We start from the raw sequence: 15,210 nt of genomic DNA, 5'->3' as shown, positions 1-15,210 counted from the left end.
TTGGGGTTCTTTTTAGTGCCTGGCAATTGTGATGAGTTTAAGAAACAAGGAAAATAAAACGTTAATATAGGTCGGGTCCTACTTCGATCTGGTTTGGGTTAACGGATGGCAAATGCAGCCGAGCGGCATTATATGGTCGTGACAGCTTGTTTCTTTTCCCGCCCGAAAGATGAAAAATGCCTGAATTACCTGAGGTCGAAACGGTTCGCCGCGGTTTGCAGCCTTTCATGGAAGGCGCGAAAATCGAACGGATTGAGCAGAACAGGCCTGATCTCCGTTTCCCTTTTCCCGATCACTTTGTTGAGCGTCTGTCCGGACGCAACATCGACGCGCTCGGTCGGCGCGCAAAATATCTCACGATACATCTCGACGATGGACTTTCGATTATCAGCCATCTTGGCATGTCCGGTTCGTTTCGGATTGAAGCAGATGATGCGGAAGGAATGCCGGGCGGCTTTCATCACGAGCGGTCCAAAATCGCCAAACATGACCATGTCGTTTTCCATCTCTTGCGGGGAAATGGGTCAACCGCACGCGTCATCTATAATGACCCGCGCCGGTTTGGATTCATGCTCTTTGCGGAGAAGGGCACATTGGATGAACATCCCTTTCTGAAAGGCCTGGGCGTAGAGCCCACAGGCAATCGCCTTTCAGGTGAATTGCTGGGAACGCTCTTTGAAGGCCGCAAGACGCCGTTGAAATCGGCTTTGCTTGATCAGCGCCTCATCGCAGGGCTTGGCAATATATATGTCTGCGAGGCGCTGTGGCGCTCGCGTCTTTCCCCGATGCGTGCCGCAGGTTCAATTGCCCAGGATGCGAAACTTCTTGATCGGCTGGCTGAGGATATCCGCACTGTGATTGCCGAGGCGATTGCAGCTGGCGGCTCCAGTCTGAAGGACTACATTCAGGCTGATGGTGCGCTTGGTTACTTCCAGCATTCATTCTCCGTTTATGGGCGCGAGGCAGAGCCGTGCCGTACGCCGGGCTGTACCGGAGTTGTGGAACGCGCCGTGCAGGCAGGCCGTTCGACCTTTTTCTGCGCTTCCTGCCAAAGTTGATTCTGAGCTGACCTTGCCAAAGTGAGTCGGGCGGTCCAACTTGGCCGCCACTATGAACCGATCAAGGAGGAGAGGCTTTCTCATGGCTTATGAAACGATCGTTGTGGAGACGCGCGGTGGCGTGGGACTCATCCGTCTCAACCGACCGCAGGCGCTCAATGCACTCAACAGCACAGTACTCAAGGAGCTGACGGAAGCACTGGCCGCCTTCGATACCGATGGCAGAATCGGTGCGATCGTTCTTACCGGCTCGGAAAAGGCCTTTGCGGCCGGTGCCGACATCAAGGAAATGCAGCCGATCAACTTCGTCGATGCCTATTTGCAGGACATGTTTGCAGATTGGCGGAAAGTGGATCGTACCCGCAAGCCGATCATCGCAGCCGTGTCAGGTTATGCGTTGGGCGGCGGCTGTGAGCTTGCCATGATGTGCGATTTCATTATCGCAGCCACCAATGCCAAATTCGGCCAACCGGAAATTACGTTGGGCGTAATGCCAGGTATGGGCGGCTCTCAGCGCCTCACGCGCTTTGTTGGCAAGTCGAAGGCGATGGATATGTGTCTGACCGGACGCATGATGGGCGCTGAAGAAGCCGAACGTTGCGGCCTTGTTTCGCGTCTTGTTGCACCGGAAGAGCTGATTGAAGAAGCTTTGAAAGCTGCCGAGCGTATTGCCTCTTTCTCGCAGCCATCCGTGCAAATGGTCAAAGAATCGGTCAACCGTTCTTATGAGACTACACTTGATGAAGGCCTGCGTTTTGAGCGACGCCTGTTTCATTCGCTGTTTGCCACGGAAGATCAGAAAGAAGGCATGTCTGCGTTTATCGACAAGCGCACGCCATCGTTCAAGAATCGCTGATGTGAAGAGGGTGGGAAGGGCAATTGAGGCGCTATAGCTGCCTCGACTGCCTGAAATTCGGCAAGAAGGCCGCATATCCGGCCTTCTGACGCGCTTTGAGATCAGAATCCTCGTTGACGCGAAGGCAAAGCTGATCTATAAGCCCGCCACGGATCGGCGGCCCTAGGCATTATGGCTGCCCTAGAGGTTTTGTGCCCGACGGTTAAATCCAGTGGGCTGCTGACAGAAAAAAGAGAGGCATTTATGGCCAATACTCCTTCGGCCAAGAAGGCAGTGCGCAAGATCGCTGCCCGCACCGAAATCAACAAGTCCCGTCGTTCGCGCGTTCGCACCTTCCTCCGCAAGGTTGAAGACGCTCTCCTGAGCGGCGACAAGGAAGCAGCATCGGTTGCATTCAAGGCTGCCGAGCCTGAACTGATGCGCGCTGCTTCAAAGGGCGTCGTTCACAAGAATACCGCTGCTCGTAAGGTTTCGCGCCTTGCTGCACGCGTTAAGGCTCTGAACGCCTAATACTACCTATTTATAAAATTAGGTTTCGAAACCCGGCTCATTGTTAGCCGGGTTTTCTTTTTTGGAACTTTTTTAAAGAAACGTACCCTCGAAACTATGAGTATGTTTTTTTAGCAATATTTCATATCAGGCAGATAGTTTTAGAACTAATCGAAAGATATATGCGGCGAATTCCTCATTATTTTCAAAAGCTTGTGCGTGTTTATCCACAGTTATCCACAGCCCCTGCGGAGGACTCGGAAGCCCCTCTGAGTCAAGCCACTTTTTGAAAAATTATTTTGTCGGAGAACATATCGTGCCCGTCTAAAAAACCGTCAATCAAAACGCATTGAATCCAAAGGCGTTATTGCTCTCTCGACCGATTCTCTGCTTGAGGGCACAGGGCATGCAAGTCTTTCTTGAAGAAAAAACTGCAGATCTTAGGCTTGCTCTTTGCCGTAAGGCTTCGTTAAAGTCAGAGCCATAAGAGGGGTGGGCCAATGGCCCGGAGTTAGCATTAAATAGGATGTCTTATTGGCGTGGGCAGCTTTGTCCGCGGGTGCTGAATTCTGGTCTTAAGGTCCTGTTCTTATTAAGTTTGTCTCTTTTGGTGATTGCTTACCATTCATTAACCGGAATGCTGTTTTTGGCGCATCTTCGCAATTGAATGGTTGTGGCAAATTCCGATCCGGGCAATCAGCCTTGAGCAAGGATTTGATGAGTCGTAACGAGTAGCTCAACAGGAGTTATCTGGGTGTTTGTCCGCAGCAGTTGTTCGATTGCGGACGGTTTGAGTTTGTGTGCGGTTCTTAGAAAGAACCAGTGTGAATTGAGTACCAGCTGGGTTTCCGGTTCCCCAAACCGGACACGATGCAGGAAATAACGACAAGCGCTGTAAAACTAGCGCGTAGGAATGTGAAGGCAGGCGAGACGATGGCAATGATGACTGGTAAGTCGACGGCAACGATGGGTGATGATGCGCATGCGAACCGTATCCATGGATCTTCTGCTACTGGAAAAGAAAACAGCCTCGTGGTGAGTGCTGAAAGCAACGTCGGCGAAGACGTTTTCGAGCGTCTGACTGCAAAGCTCAAGGCACGCGTCGGCAGCGAGATTTATTCAAGCTGGTTTGGTCGCCTCAAGCTCGATGACCTCTCCAAAAGCGTTGTTCGTCTGTCGGTTCCGACCGCATTCCTCCGCTCTTGGATCAACAATCATTATTCTGAACTGCTGACCGAGCTTTGGCAGGAAGAAAATCCGCAGATTCTCAAAGTTGAAGTCGTTGTGCGCGGCGTGAGCAGAGTCGTTCGTACTGCAGCACCAGCAGCGGATACTAATGACGCGATTGAAGCAAAACTGTCTGTCGCCCCACGCGAAAAGATGGCTTTCCCTGTAGGCCAGCCAAGTGCTGAAAAGCGCGGTTCCGCAGTTGTTGCAGAATCGGTTGCCGCTTCCGGTGCCGTTCTCGGCTCCCCACTCGACCCGCGTTATACATTTGATTCTTTCATTGATGGTGCATCCAACCGTGTAGCCCTTGCCGCCGCCCGCACTATCGCAGAAGCAGGTTCTAGCGCTGTTCGCTTCAATCCGCTTTTCATCCATGCATCTGTCGGCCTTGGTAAGACGCACCTTCTGCAGGCAATTGCCGCAGCAGCGCTGCAGCGTCAGGAAAAGGCCCGAGTCGTTTATCTGACCGCTGAATACTTCATGTGGCGCTTTGCAACAGCGATTCGTGACAACAATGCTCTTTCCTTCAAGGAACAGCTTCGTGATATCGACCTGCTCGTCATCGATGACATGCAGTTCCTGCAGGGTAAGTCGATTCAGCATGAATTCTGCCATCTGCTCAACACGCTGCTCGATAGCGCTAAGCAGGTTGTTGTTGCCGCCGACCGCGCACCTTCGGAACTGGAATCGCTTGATGTCCGCGTGCGCTCGCGTCTTCAGGGCGGTGTCGCTCTGGAAGTTGTTGCACCAGACTACGAAATGCGCGTCGAGATGCTGCGCCGCCGTCTGACAGCTGCTCAGGTCGAAGATCCAAGCCTTAATATCGATGACGATATCCTCGCTCATGTCGCCCGTACGGTCACTGGATCGGGTCGTGAGCTGGAAGGTGCCTTCAACCAGCTTCTGTTCCGCCAGTCGTTCGAGCCTAATCTCTCAATTGATCGCGTTGACGAACTGCTTGGCCACCTGACACGCGTAGGCGAACCAAAGCGCATCCGCATTGAAGAAATTCAGCGCATCGTTGCTCGTCACTACAATGTGTCGAAGCAGGACCTGCTTTCCAATCGCCGCACACGTACCATCGTGAAGCCACGTCAGGTTGCAATGTATCTTGCCAAGATGCTGACGCCACGTTCGCTGCCGGAAATCGGTCGTCGTTTTGGCGGTCGCGACCATACGACGGTTCTTCATGCGGTTCGCAAGATCGAAGATCTGGTCGGTGCTGACACCAAGCTGGCGCAGGAACTTGAGCTTCTCAAGCGTCTGATCAACGATCAGGCAGCCTGATCGACAGAAATTAGTTAAAAAGCCCGCGCCGTGTCGATTTGCGACGTGGCGCGGGCTTGCTTTTCGTCTCAAAAATCTGCCACTTTAGCAAACCTTCGGGCGCCACAAGCGCCTTACTGATAGGGGCGTCTGCCCGTTGCGCGGTTGCCCAGTCCTAGAGAGCGAGTGCGTTTCAATATGCGTGTAACCCTGGAACGGTCGAACCTTCTTAAATCCCTCAATCATGTGCATCGCGTTGTCGAACGCCGCAACACGATTCCTATCCTGTCGAACGTGCTTTTGCAGGCAGAGGGCGCCAGCCTCGCGCTGAAGGCTACGGACCTTGATCTTGAGGTCAATGAAGCAACCGCAGCCATGGTCGAGCAGGCTGGTGCCACCACGGTTCCGGCACATCTTCTTTATGATATCGTGCGCAAACTGCCGGATGGCGCTGAAGTGATGCTGTCCACCAATCCGGATGGCGGCTCGATTTCGGTGATTTCCGGAAAATCCTCTTTCCGTCTGCAGTCGCTGCCACAGTCCGATTTTCCGGAACTGACTGCCGGCGCTTTCACCCATTCATTCCGCATCGATGCACAGGCTCTGAAACGCCTGATTGATCGCACCCAGTTTGCGATCTCGACGGAAGAAACCCGTTATTACCTCAACGGCATTTATTTCCACGCCATTGAAAGCGATGGTGCTTTGAAGTTGCGTGCCGTTGCAACCGATGGCCATCGTCTGGCACGCGCTGAACTCGAAGCCCCTTCTGGCACTGAAGGTATGCCGGGCATCATTATTCCGCGCAAGACGGTTGCTGAACTCCAGAAGCTCGTTGATGCTCCGGATACGGTTGTTTCGGTTGAACTTTCTGACGCAAAAATCCGCTTCACCGTTGGCTCGGTGGTTCTGACCTCCAAGCTCATCGATGGTACATTCCCGGATTACCAGCGCGTGATTCCTTCGGGCAATGACAAGAAGCTCACCATCAGCCGTCAGGAATTTGCCGCTTCTGTTGATCGTGTTTCCACGATTTCCAGTGAGCGCGGCCGTGCGGTCAAGCTTTCGATCGCTGATGGTCAGTTGACGCTGACGGTCAACAATCCCGATTCGGGAAGTGCGACCGATGAACTGGCTGCCGATTACGATGCTGATCCGATCGATATCGGTTTCAACTCGAAATATCTGCTCGACATCACCAGCCAGCTTTCCGGTTCCGATGCCGTCTTCATGCTGGCTGATGCCGGTTCTCCTACGCTGGTGCGCGATACCGGCGATGAAGATGTGCTCTATGTTCTGATGCCTATGCGCGTCTAGGATTTGAAAACCGACCGTGAGCATTTTTGAACCCATTATAAGCCGTCCGGATCGAGTCTCGGTCCGGCGGCTTAAACTTTCTGATTTCCGCAACTACACGGAACTCACGCTCCCGCTTGGTCCCGGCCATGTGGTGCTGACAGGTGAAAACGGTTCAGGCAAAACCAACCTCATTGAAGCCGTTTCCTTTCTGTCGCCGGGCAGGGGGCTGCGCCGTGCTTCCTATGATGACGTGGCTCGCACCAGCGGCCATGATGGCTTTGCCATTCATGCTTCGCTTGATTGTATGATCTACGGTGATGCTGAAATCGGCACCGGCACAGCGGGCGGTGGTGAAGGCGGCCGCAAAGTCCGCATCAATAGCAATGCTGCATCCGGTGACGAACTTCTCGATTATGCGCGCATTCTCTGGGTGGTGCCGTCGATGGACGGTCTATTTACCGGTGGCGCTTCAGACAGGCGGCGCTTTCTTGACCGCATGGTGCTGGCAATCGATACCAGCCACGGCAAGCGCGTGCTGGATTATGAGAAGGCCATGCGCTCGCGCAATCGGCTGCTGAGCGACGGTAACAGCGACAATCAGTGGCTCGATGCGATTGAAAGCCAGATGGCTGAGCTTGGCATTGCCATTGCGGCGGCCCGCTCAGAGGCCATGCAGCTGATCGCTGCGATGATTGAACGCCTGCCTGCTGAAGGTCCTTTTCCCAAGGCAGACTGCTTTCTTGAAGGAACACTTGAGCAGCGCATTGGTCTCGAAGCAGCGCTTGATCTTGAAGAAGATTTTCGTCGTACAATGCGAGACGGTCGTGCCCGGGATCGCGCTGCAGGGCGCACGCTTGAAGGTCCACATCGCACGGATCTGATTGTGCAGCATCGGCCAAAATCCATGCCCGCTGCCCTTTGCTCCACCGGCGAGCAGAAAGCACTGCTGATCGGGCTTATTCTGGCTCATGCAAGGCTGACGGGCGAGCTTTCGGGCATGGCACCGATTTTGTTGCTTGATGAAATCGCGGCCCATCTCGATACCGGACGCCGCGCGGCTTTATTTGGTATTCTCGATGATCTTGGCGGACAGGCTTTCATGACCGGCACCGACCATTCACTGTTTGAAGCTCTTGAAGGGGACGCGCAGTTTTTCAATGTTGCTGGGGGCGAACTCACCAGACTTTGAGACAAAATATCCGCTGACAGATGACCTTAACGGGCCTATGTTTATGCATCATGAACGCACCATCAAAGCCTTTTTCATCTGAAGAATTAGAGCGCTATGCGCGCCATATCGTGCTGCCGGAAATCGGCGGGCCTGGACAGCAGCAGCTGAAAGCTGCCCGTGTGCTCGTGGTGGGAGCTGGCGGACTCGGTGCCCCGGTTCTGCAATATCTGGCCGCAGCTGGTATCGGAATACTTGGCCTTGTCGATGACGATACGGTGTCGTTGTCGAACCTGCAGAGACAGGTAATCCACGACACTGAGAGCGTTGGTCAGAGCAAGGTTGCAAGTGCGACGGCTTCGATTGCTCGTATCAATCCGCATGTGAAGATCGAAGGCCATGCCTTGCGCCTCAACAATGAGAATGCGCAAGCCCTGATCAGCCAATATGATGTTGTTGTTGATGGTTCTGATAACTTTGCGACACGTTATGCACTCGCAGACGCAAGCGCTTTGGCAGAGCGACCACTGGTCTCAGGCGCAATGGGGCGCTTTGACGGCACCGTCACTGTGCTTATGCCTTATGCAAAGGGCGCAGATGGAGAGCCTAATCCTTCCTATCGTGATCTGTTTCCGGATATGCCGCCGCCGGGTGCGGTGCCAACCTGTGCAGAGGCCGGAGTTCTCGGTGTATTGCCGGGCGTGATCGGCAGTTTGCAGGCCATGGAAGTCATCAAGCTCATAACGGGCATTGGCGAACCGCTGGTCGGAAGGCTCCTGCTTTACAACGCATTGAACGTGCGTTTTGAAACAATCCGATACAAGGCACGCAGACCCAAATGACGGAATTTCGCATGACATCCATCGACGCGGATTTTGGTCACTGGGACGAACTTTTGAAGCTCATTCAGGACAGTTTCGCTTACATGGATGGCATAATCGATCCGCCATCGTCTGCGCATCATCTGACGATAAAGGCTCTTCAAGGAAAGGCAGTCGTCGAAACCGGCTTTGCAGTGTTCATCGGTGATGCTTTGGCTGGTTGTGTGTTCATCGCTGAGAAAGAAAATCATTTTTATCTCGGCAAGCTTGCTGTCGCACCTGCCTTTGAAGGCCGGGGTATTGCACGTCAGCTCATGGCGAAGGTCGAGCAGCAGGCAGTCACGCGCGGCAAACCTGTAATGGAACTGCAAGTGCGTATCGAGCTTGAACGCAATCACATTGTTTTCGGTAGGCTCGGCTATCGCAAAGTAGCCGAGACATGCCATCCCGGATTTACAAGAACGACATCGATAACCATGCGTAAGGAGATCTCGCGTGGCACTGACATTAACCCATGAAGAGCAGTCGATAGCTGCCGGGGAACAGGGACAAGGGGCTGCGATGGCCATGCGCATCGTAGCCGAAACAGCGCGTTTGATGGGGGCATCGCGCCTCATCCCGATCGCGTCTGCACATATTGATGGTGCGCTTTATCACGGCGATAGCGGTACGCTGTTCGCTGAACGACTGGTTGATGGCTGTGCCAGAACCAAAGTGCGTGCCACCCTTAATGTGGGATCCATTGATCTCACCGGCTGTTCCCGCAATTTGTTGCCGCAACATGAGGCCGACATGGCCAGACGCATGATGCGGGCTTATATCAAGCTGGGATGCGAGCCGACATGGACCTGCGCGCCGTATCAGGCCGGACATCGTCCCGCAAAGGGAACAGACGTTGCATGGGGTGAATCGAACGCCGTTGTGTTCTGCAATTCCGTGCTTGGTGCCAGGACAAACCGCTACGGCGATTTTCTGGATATAGCTTGCGCTATTGCCGGACGCGCACCTGATTATGGTCTTCATCGAAACGAGAATCGTCGAGCGACGGTTATTCTCGATATTTCCGCAATTGACCCTGCTTTCCTTCAGTCAGAGGTCGCGTGGCCGATTCTTGGCAATCTGTTTGGCCGGAGCGTTGGCACAAATATCGGTGTTGTGGCTGGCGCGGGAATGCGTCCGGATGAAGATGCGCTGAAGGCCTTTGGAGCTGCGGCAGCCTCGGTGGGGTCCGTTGGCCTTTTCCACGTCGCGGGTGTGACCCCCGAAGCTCCCGACCTTGAAACAGCCCTGCAGCATCAAAAGCCAGACGGCATCATTCATGTGACACAGGAAATGATCGAAGCCACCCGCAAACGTCTGTCGACCGTCGATCATGCGGATTCAATTGATGCGGTGGCGATTGGCAGTCCGCATCTGTCGATCACTGAGTTTGACAGGCTCGAACGTGCAATCGCGGGTCGGAAGCTTGCCGTGCCGCTTTATGCCTGCACCGGGCGACATGCCCTTGTTGAGCTCGAAAAGAACGGACGCAGAGCGATGCTTGAAAAGGCAGGCGTTGTCATCGTAGCGGATACTTGTGTCGTGGTGACGCCGATCATGCCCACAAAGGATGACGCGGTTCTGATGACCAATTCCGGCAAGTTCGCGCATTATGCACCGGGTAATACCGGCTATGACGTGTTGTATGGTTCGCTTGAGGAGTGCGTTGAAAGTGCTGTCGCTGGTCGACCTATATTTGTGAGGCAGGCCGCATGATTACCTCCAATTATATGTCATCGGTTCTGGTCGCTGGGAAAGCAACAGAAGCTCAGGCACTGGTTTTGTCGGCTCCTATCAGCTTCTGGGGCGGAGTTGACCCCAAAACCGGACGGATTGCCGATGTCCGCCATCCGGAGCACGGGCAGAGTATTTCGGGCTATGTTTTGTGTTTACCGGGAACGATCGGCTCGTCATCAGCCGCAGCAGTACTGCTCGAGCTGGTTCATGCCGGTTTGGCACCGGCCGCAATCATATTGCATGAACCTGATGCGATCCTGCTTCTCGGGCTTATTGTTGCACGCGAGATGGGACATGATGTTCCTATCGCAGTCGAGTTTGACCGGGAGAAACAAAAGAAACTCGCCGGCCATCGGGTGACGGTCGGCGAGAATGGGAATATTTCGATCAGCGCCTAATATTGCGTGGCGCGGTCAACCACGTTTTCGAGCGTTCCGTCGCGTTCAAACGCTTCGATCTGGCGGATAATCTGCGGAACAATTGCGGTTGCCGAGGAGCTTGCAGCCGCATGTGGCGTGATAGTTACCTTCGGATGCGTCCAGAGCGGGCTATCAGTGGGCAGCGGTTCCTGGTTGAACACATCAAGCGTGACTGCCGAAAGCAGGCCACGATCAAGAGCGGCAAGAACATCAGCTTCGTTCTGCAAGCCACCACGACCTGCGTTGATCAGCACAGGCGCGCCAAGCGGGCCGTCGCTTTTCAATTGCGCAAACATCGTCATGGACAGAATGCCCTTGGTGTCCGGCGTCAAAGGCAGAAGACAGACGAAGATATCGGCAGTCTTGAGGAAGCGTGTAAAGCCTTCCTTGCCGTTGAAGGTCTGAACGCCGTCGATCTCCTGCGGACGGCGACTCCATCCGGTAACATTGAAACCAATCGCTTTGAGCTTTTCTGCTGCATCACGGCCCAAGACACCCAATCCCATAATGCCGACAGTCACTTCATGGGCTGCTGGCTGGCGTGGGTCTTCGTGCCAGACGCGATTCTTCTGCTGCTTGCGATAGCTTGCGCCAAGGCGATGATGGTCAAGCACCTGCCAAACCACATACTCGGTCATGCGCATGGTGAGATCATCTGAAATGACCCGTACCAGAGGTACGTCCGGAATATGCGGATCATGAAAGACATGATCGACGCCAGCCCCCAGTGAGAATATCACTTTGAGATTTGGAAGATTGGTCAGCGAACCGGGCTTTTGCTTCCAGACAAGCGCGTATTCGATGCTTGGATCATTTTCTGTACGTTCTGTCACGACATTGCGTTCAGGCGCATGTGCCTTGAAGCTGTCGATCCAGATGGCCGGGTCCCAATTGGTCACGGAGAGTAAGATATTGCCGCTTTTGCTCATTGTTTCACTCCTCCCAAAGTGGTTGCCTCCATGTGAAAGGCTGCTGCCATCAATGCCTTGGTATAATCCGTTTTTGGATTGGCAAAGACTTCCTTTGACGTTCCATATTCGACTGCCTTGCCATTGCGCATCACCAGCACATCATTGGCCAGTGCCCGCACCACTTTCAGATCGTGGCTTATGAAAAGATAAGCGAGATCATGCTTCTTCTGCAATGCGCGCAAAAGATCCACCACCTGCGCCTGCACGCTCATGTCGAGCGCTGAGGTTGGCTCATCCAGCATTACGAATTTCGGATTGAGCACCATGGCGCGTGCAATAGCGATGCGTTGGCGCTGGCCGCCGGAAAACTCGTGCGGGTAACGAAAGCGACTTTCAGGGTCGAGGTTCACTTCTTTGAGTGCGGACACAACGCGCTCGTCGCGATCATCAGCGGAAAGCTTCGGCTCATGCACCAGCAGACCTTCAGCGATAATATCTGCGATGGTCATCCGCGGGCTCAATGAGCCGAACGGGTCCTGAAAGACGATCTGCATTTCACGGCGGAGCGGGCGCATATCCTTAAAGCTGAACTTCGCAATATCGCGTCCGTCGAAGCGGATTTCGCCCTTCGATGAGATCATGCGCGACAGGGCCAGCCCAAGTGTTGTCTTGCCGGAGCCAGATTCACCCACGACACCCAGCGTCTGTCCCGCGCGCAGTTCCACATCAATGCCATCTACGGCCTTCACATGATCGACTGTCTTACGCAGGAACCCCTTCTTGATCGGGAACCAGACGCGTACATCCTTGCCTTCCATCACCGTCTTGGCAGAGAGATCGGCCAGTGGCGGCTCGCCCTTTGGCTCTGCGGCAAGCAGATGCTTGGTATATTCGTGTTGCGGATTATCGAAGATTTCCTTGGTCGGCCCGGTCTCGACAATCTTGCCCTTGCTCATCACACAAACCCGGTCGGCGATTTTGCGAACGATGCCGAGGTCATGGGTGATGAATAGCATCGACATGCCCTGTGCTTCTTTTAGGTCTGCAAGAAGCTTCAGGATTTGCGCCTGCACCGTGACGTCGAGTGCTGTGGTTGGCTCATCAGCGATCAGCAGCTTTGGCTTGTTGGCAAGCGCCATGGCAATCATCACGCGCTGGCGCTGGCCACCCGAAAGCTGATGTGGAAAGGATTGCAGGCGTTTTTCCGGCTCACGGATGCCCACTTCTTCCAGCAATTCCAGCGTCCGCTTGCGCGCTGCCTGATCGCTCATGCCCTGATGCATCTTCAGAATTTCACCGATCTGTCGCTCCACCGTATGCAACGGATTAAGCGAGGTCATCGGCTCCTGAAAGATCATGGTGACATCATTGCCACGCACGCGCCGCAACTCCGGTTCGGAAGCCTTCATCAGGTCTTTGCCGTTGAAGAGAATTTCCCCGGATGGGTGGCTCGCAGCCGGATAGGGCAAAAGCTTCAGGATGGAGAGTGCTGAAACGGACTTGCCGGAACCAGACTCACCAACCAGTGCAACTGTTTCACCTTCGGCGATATCGAAGGAAACGCGGTCCACGGAAATGCGTTCTTCACCATTCTGGCGGAAGGCGACGGAAAGATCGCGGACGGAAAGCAAAGGCTTATTCATCGACCCACTCATTGAAATGCCTTTCGTGGATCAAATGCGTCACGGGTAGCCTCGCCGATGAAGATCAACAGCGACAGCATGACCGAGATAACCACAAAGCCTGTAATGCCAAGCCATGGGGCTTGAAGATTGTTCTTGCCCTGCGCAAGCAATTCGCCAAGCGAGGCCGAGCCTGGCGGCAAACCGAAGCCAAGGAAGTCGAGCGCTGTCAGCGTCGTGATCGAACCATTGAGAATGAACGGCAGGAAGGTAAGCGTTGCCACCATCGCGTTGGGCAAAAGATGTCGCCACATGATTGTGCCATTCTTCACGCCAAGTGCGCGGGCCGCATTCACATATTCAAAGTTTCTGGCACGCAGGAATTCAGCACGCACCACGCCAACAAAGGCGACCCATGAGAAAAGCAGCATAATGCCCAGCAATACCCAGAATCCGGGCGGTAATATCGCAGCGATAATCAGCAGCAGATAAAGCACTGGAATCGAAGACCAGATTTCGATCACGCGCTGGAAGATAAGATCGACCCAACCGCCGAAATAGCCCTGCACAGCACCAGCTGTCACGCCGATGATGGCGGAGAAGAAGGTGAGGATCAGACCGAACATCACCGAGATGCGGAAGCCATAAAGCGCGCGGGCAAAGACATCGCGTGCCTGATCATCAGTGCCGAGCCAGTTCCAATTGCCGACGATGCAGTTCGGGTCGTTGATACCGTCCGGGTAACGCTGGCAACGCTGTTCTGCCGTATAAAGCCATGTAGGCTTTGAAGGTGCTGCTTCTGGAATCTCGTTGTTGACGGTGTTGTAGGAATACCGAACGGGTGGCCAGATTGCCCAGCCATTATTCTTGATTTCATCCTGAATAACCGGGTCGCGGTAATCGGTGACGGCGTAAAAGCCTCCGAATTTTTCTTCCGGATAATCGACAAAAACCGGCGTGAGCAGCTCACCTTTGTAGGAAACGAGGATAGGGCGGTCGTTAGCGATAAACTCGGAACAGATCGCTGCAACAAGAAGCACGAGGAAAATCCACAGCGACCAGTATCCGCGCTTGTTGGCTTTGAAATTCTGCCAGCGACGACGATTGAGCGGCGAAAGAAACGGGCGCTTTACCGGCTTGGCCTGAGGGGAAAGAGTGGCGTCTGTCATCACACGTCCCTCCGGTCAAAGTCGATGCGCGGATCAATCCATGTGTACATAAGATCAGACAAAAGCCCGACCAGAAGCCCGATCAGCGAGAAAATAAACAGGCTGGCAAACACTACCGGATAATCGCGGTTGATGATCGACTGATAGCCAAGAAGCCCCAGACCATCGAGCGAGAAGATCGTTTCGATCAGCAGTGAGCCAGTGAAGAATGCCGAGATGAAGGCGCCCGGAAAACCAGCAATTACGATCAGCATGGCATTGCGGAACACATGGCGGTAAAGCACCTGATGTTCGGTCAGTCCCTTGGCGCGTGCCGTGGTCACATATTGTTTGCGGATTTCTTCCAGAAACGAGTTCTTGGTCAGAAGCGTTGTGGTGGCAAAGGCCGAAAGCACAAGCGCCGTCACGGGCAAAACCATGTGCCAAAGATAATCGCCGATCTTTCCCCATATCGACATTTGCGCAAAATCAGACGAGGTGAGGCCACGCAGCGGGAACCAGTCGAAGAATGATCCACCAGCGAAAAGCACGATCAGCAGGATGGCGAACAGGAAGCTCGGAATAGCATAGCCGACGATGATGATGGCGCTGGTCCATGTGTCGAAGCGGGTGCCTTCCTTGATCGCCTTGCGAATGCCAAGCGGGATAGAGATCAGATAGGACAGGAAGGTGAGCCACAGTCCGAGCGAGATGGAAACCGGCATTTTCTCTTTGATGAGGTCGATCACGCTGATGTCGCGAAAATAGCTGCGACCAAAATCGAAGCGCATATAGTTCCAGAGCATCTGTCCGAAGCGCTCGAGGGGAGGCTTATCGAAGCCGAACTGCTTTTCAAGATCGGCAATGAACTGTGGGTCGAGCCCCTGCGCACCGCGATATTTCGAGTTGGATGAACCACTGTCTAGGTTGTTCTGGCCGAAATCACCGCCACCGCCCGAAAGACGGTCGAGTGCATCGCCGCCCTGACCGGAAAGCTGTGCAATCACGCGCTCAACAGGCCCGCCGGGAGCAAACTGAACAACGGCGAAGGATATGGCCATGATGCCGAGAATGGTCGGGATCATCAAAAGCAGGCGGCGTAAAATATAAGCGCCCATCAGCCTTCACGGCTCCGGAAATTCAGGTTGCT

Annotated in this window: 14 protein-coding genes; 10 read left to right on the top strand and 4 right to left on the bottom strand. The window is 54.1% G+C overall.

Features of this window, described 5'->3' with window-relative positions:
- Positions 1 to 176: 176 nt before the first annotated feature.
- The 10 genes from mutM (at position 177) to RT142_RS04500 (ending at position 10,358) form a co-directional block, all read left to right on the top strand.
- On the top strand, positions 177 to 1,058 hold the full coding sequence (gene mutM / locus RT142_RS04545) for a bifunctional DNA-formamidopyrimidine glycosylase/DNA-(apurinic or apyrimidinic site) lyase (RefSeq protein WP_112804548.1): 882 nt from the start codon (positions 177 to 179) through the stop codon (positions 1,056 to 1,058).
- A gap of 82 nt (positions 1,059 to 1,140) precedes the next feature.
- Positions 1,141 to 1,914, top strand: coding sequence for an enoyl-CoA hydratase (locus tag RT142_RS04540; RefSeq protein ID WP_007872887.1), 774 nt, complete (start codon positions 1,141 to 1,143; stop codon positions 1,912 to 1,914).
- Between the two features lie 243 nt (positions 1,915 to 2,157).
- Positions 2,158 to 2,424, top strand: coding sequence for a 30S ribosomal protein S20 (gene rpsT / locus RT142_RS04535; protein ID WP_007872888.1), 267 nt, complete (start codon positions 2,158 to 2,160; stop codon positions 2,422 to 2,424).
- Between the two features lie 918 nt (positions 2,425 to 3,342).
- The gene (gene dnaA / locus RT142_RS04530; RefSeq protein WP_105518001.1) at positions 3,343 to 4,917 is read left to right on the top strand and encodes a chromosomal replication initiator protein DnaA; all 1,575 of its coding nucleotides are present in this window, start codon (positions 3,343 to 3,345) and stop codon (positions 4,915 to 4,917) included.
- 177 nt (positions 4,918 to 5,094) lie between these two features.
- Positions 5,095 to 6,213 carry a DNA polymerase III subunit beta gene (gene dnaN, locus RT142_RS04525; RefSeq protein ID WP_007872890.1) on the top strand — a complete coding sequence of 373 codons (1,119 nt, stop codon included), beginning with the start codon at positions 5,095 to 5,097 and terminating at the stop codon, positions 6,211 to 6,213.
- 16 nt (positions 6,214 to 6,229) lie between these two features.
- Entirely contained in the window at positions 6,230 to 7,384 is a 1,155-nt protein-coding gene (recF, locus tag RT142_RS04520; protein ID WP_112804549.1) for a DNA replication/repair protein RecF, read from the top strand.
- Positions 7,385 to 7,434: 50 nt separating this feature from the next.
- On the top strand, positions 7,435 to 8,205 hold the full coding sequence (locus RT142_RS04515; RefSeq protein ID WP_112804550.1) for a molybdopterin-synthase adenylyltransferase MoeB: 771 nt from the start codon (positions 7,435 to 7,437) through the stop codon (positions 8,203 to 8,205).
- On the top strand, positions 8,202 to 8,702 hold the full coding sequence (locus tag RT142_RS04510; protein ID WP_112804551.1) for a GNAT family N-acetyltransferase: 501 nt from the start codon (positions 8,202 to 8,204) through the stop codon (positions 8,700 to 8,702). The genes RT142_RS04515 and RT142_RS04510 overlap by 4 nt, the downstream gene beginning before the upstream one ends.
- Positions 8,680 to 9,939, top strand: a complete 1,260-nt coding sequence (locus tag RT142_RS04505) for an aconitase X catalytic domain-containing protein (RefSeq protein ID WP_313027626.1) — start codon at positions 8,680 to 8,682, stop codon at positions 9,937 to 9,939. Before RT142_RS04510 ends, RT142_RS04505 begins: the two co-directional genes overlap by 23 nt.
- The gene (locus RT142_RS04500; RefSeq protein ID WP_112804552.1) at positions 9,936 to 10,358 is read left to right on the top strand and encodes an aconitase X swivel domain-containing protein; all 423 of its coding nucleotides are present in this window, start codon (positions 9,936 to 9,938) and stop codon (positions 10,356 to 10,358) included. Before RT142_RS04505 ends, RT142_RS04500 begins: the two co-directional genes overlap by 4 nt.
- Here RT142_RS04500 and RT142_RS04495 read toward each other — a convergent pair.
- The 4 genes from RT142_RS04495 to RT142_RS04480 are packed head-to-tail and all read right to left on the bottom strand — an operon-like array spanning position 10,355 to position 15,178.
- Entirely contained in the window at positions 10,355 to 11,308 is a 954-nt protein-coding gene (locus RT142_RS04495) for a 2-hydroxyacid dehydrogenase (RefSeq protein WP_112804553.1), read from the bottom strand. The genes RT142_RS04500 and RT142_RS04495 overlap by 4 nt on opposite strands.
- On the bottom strand, positions 11,305 to 12,933 hold the full coding sequence (locus RT142_RS04490; protein WP_112804554.1) for an ABC transporter ATP-binding protein: 1,629 nt from the start codon (positions 12,931 to 12,933) through the stop codon (positions 11,305 to 11,307). Before RT142_RS04490 ends, RT142_RS04495 begins: the two co-directional genes overlap by 4 nt.
- Positions 12,934 to 12,941: 8 nt before the next feature.
- Positions 12,942 to 14,081, bottom strand: a complete 1,140-nt coding sequence (locus RT142_RS04485; RefSeq protein WP_112804555.1) for an ABC transporter permease — start codon at positions 14,079 to 14,081, stop codon at positions 12,942 to 12,944.
- Positions 14,081 to 15,178 (bottom strand): microcin C ABC transporter permease YejB, encoded by a 1,098-nt coding sequence (locus tag RT142_RS04480; RefSeq protein ID WP_112804556.1) that lies wholly within the window; start codon positions 15,176 to 15,178, stop codon positions 14,081 to 14,083. Before RT142_RS04480 ends, RT142_RS04485 begins: the two co-directional genes overlap by 1 nt.
- Positions 15,179 to 15,210: the final 32 nt, after the last annotated feature.

Origin of the sequence: Brucella sp. (genome assembly GCF_032066345.1) — a bacterium.
In the GTDB taxonomy this organism is placed as follows: Bacteria; Pseudomonadota; Alphaproteobacteria; order Rhizobiales; family Rhizobiaceae; genus Brucella; species Brucella pseudogrignonensis.
This window is presented reverse-complemented; position numbering and strand designations above follow the sequence as displayed.

Coding starts and splice junctions, on each gene's coding strand:
- mutM (WP_112804548.1), top strand. CDS start 177: ATGCCTGAATTACCTGAGGTCGAAACGGTTCGCCGCGGTTTGCAGCCT.
- RT142_RS04540 (WP_007872887.1), top strand. CDS start 1,141: ATGGCTTATGAAACGATCGTTGTGGAGACGCGCGGTGGCGTGGGACTC.
- rpsT (WP_007872888.1), top strand. CDS start 2,158: ATGGCCAATACTCCTTCGGCCAAGAAGGCAGTGCGCAAGATCGCTGCC.
- dnaA (WP_105518001.1), top strand. CDS start 3,343: ATGATGACTGGTAAGTCGACGGCAACGATGGGTGATGATGCGCATGCG.
- dnaN (WP_007872890.1), top strand. CDS start 5,095: ATGCGTGTAACCCTGGAACGGTCGAACCTTCTTAAATCCCTCAATCAT.
- RT142_RS04515 (WP_112804550.1), top strand. CDS start 7,435: ATGAACGCACCATCAAAGCCTTTTTCATCTGAAGAATTAGAGCGCTAT.
- RT142_RS04510 (WP_112804551.1), top strand. CDS start 8,202: ATGACGGAATTTCGCATGACATCCATCGACGCGGATTTTGGTCACTGG.
- RT142_RS04500 (WP_112804552.1), top strand. CDS start 9,936: ATGATTACCTCCAATTATATGTCATCGGTTCTGGTCGCTGGGAAAGCA.
- RT142_RS04495 (WP_112804553.1), bottom strand. CDS start 11,308: ATGAGCAAAAGCGGCAATATCTTACTCTCCGTGACCAATTGGGACCCG.
- RT142_RS04490 (WP_112804554.1), bottom strand. CDS start 12,933: ATGAATAAGCCTTTGCTTTCCGTCCGCGATCTTTCCGTCGCCTTCCGC.
- RT142_RS04485 (WP_112804555.1), bottom strand. CDS start 14,081: ATGACAGACGCCACTCTTTCCCCTCAGGCCAAGCCGGTAAAGCGCCCG.
- RT142_RS04480 (WP_112804556.1), bottom strand. CDS start 15,178: ATGGGCGCTTATATTTTACGCCGCCTGCTTTTGATGATCCCGACCATT.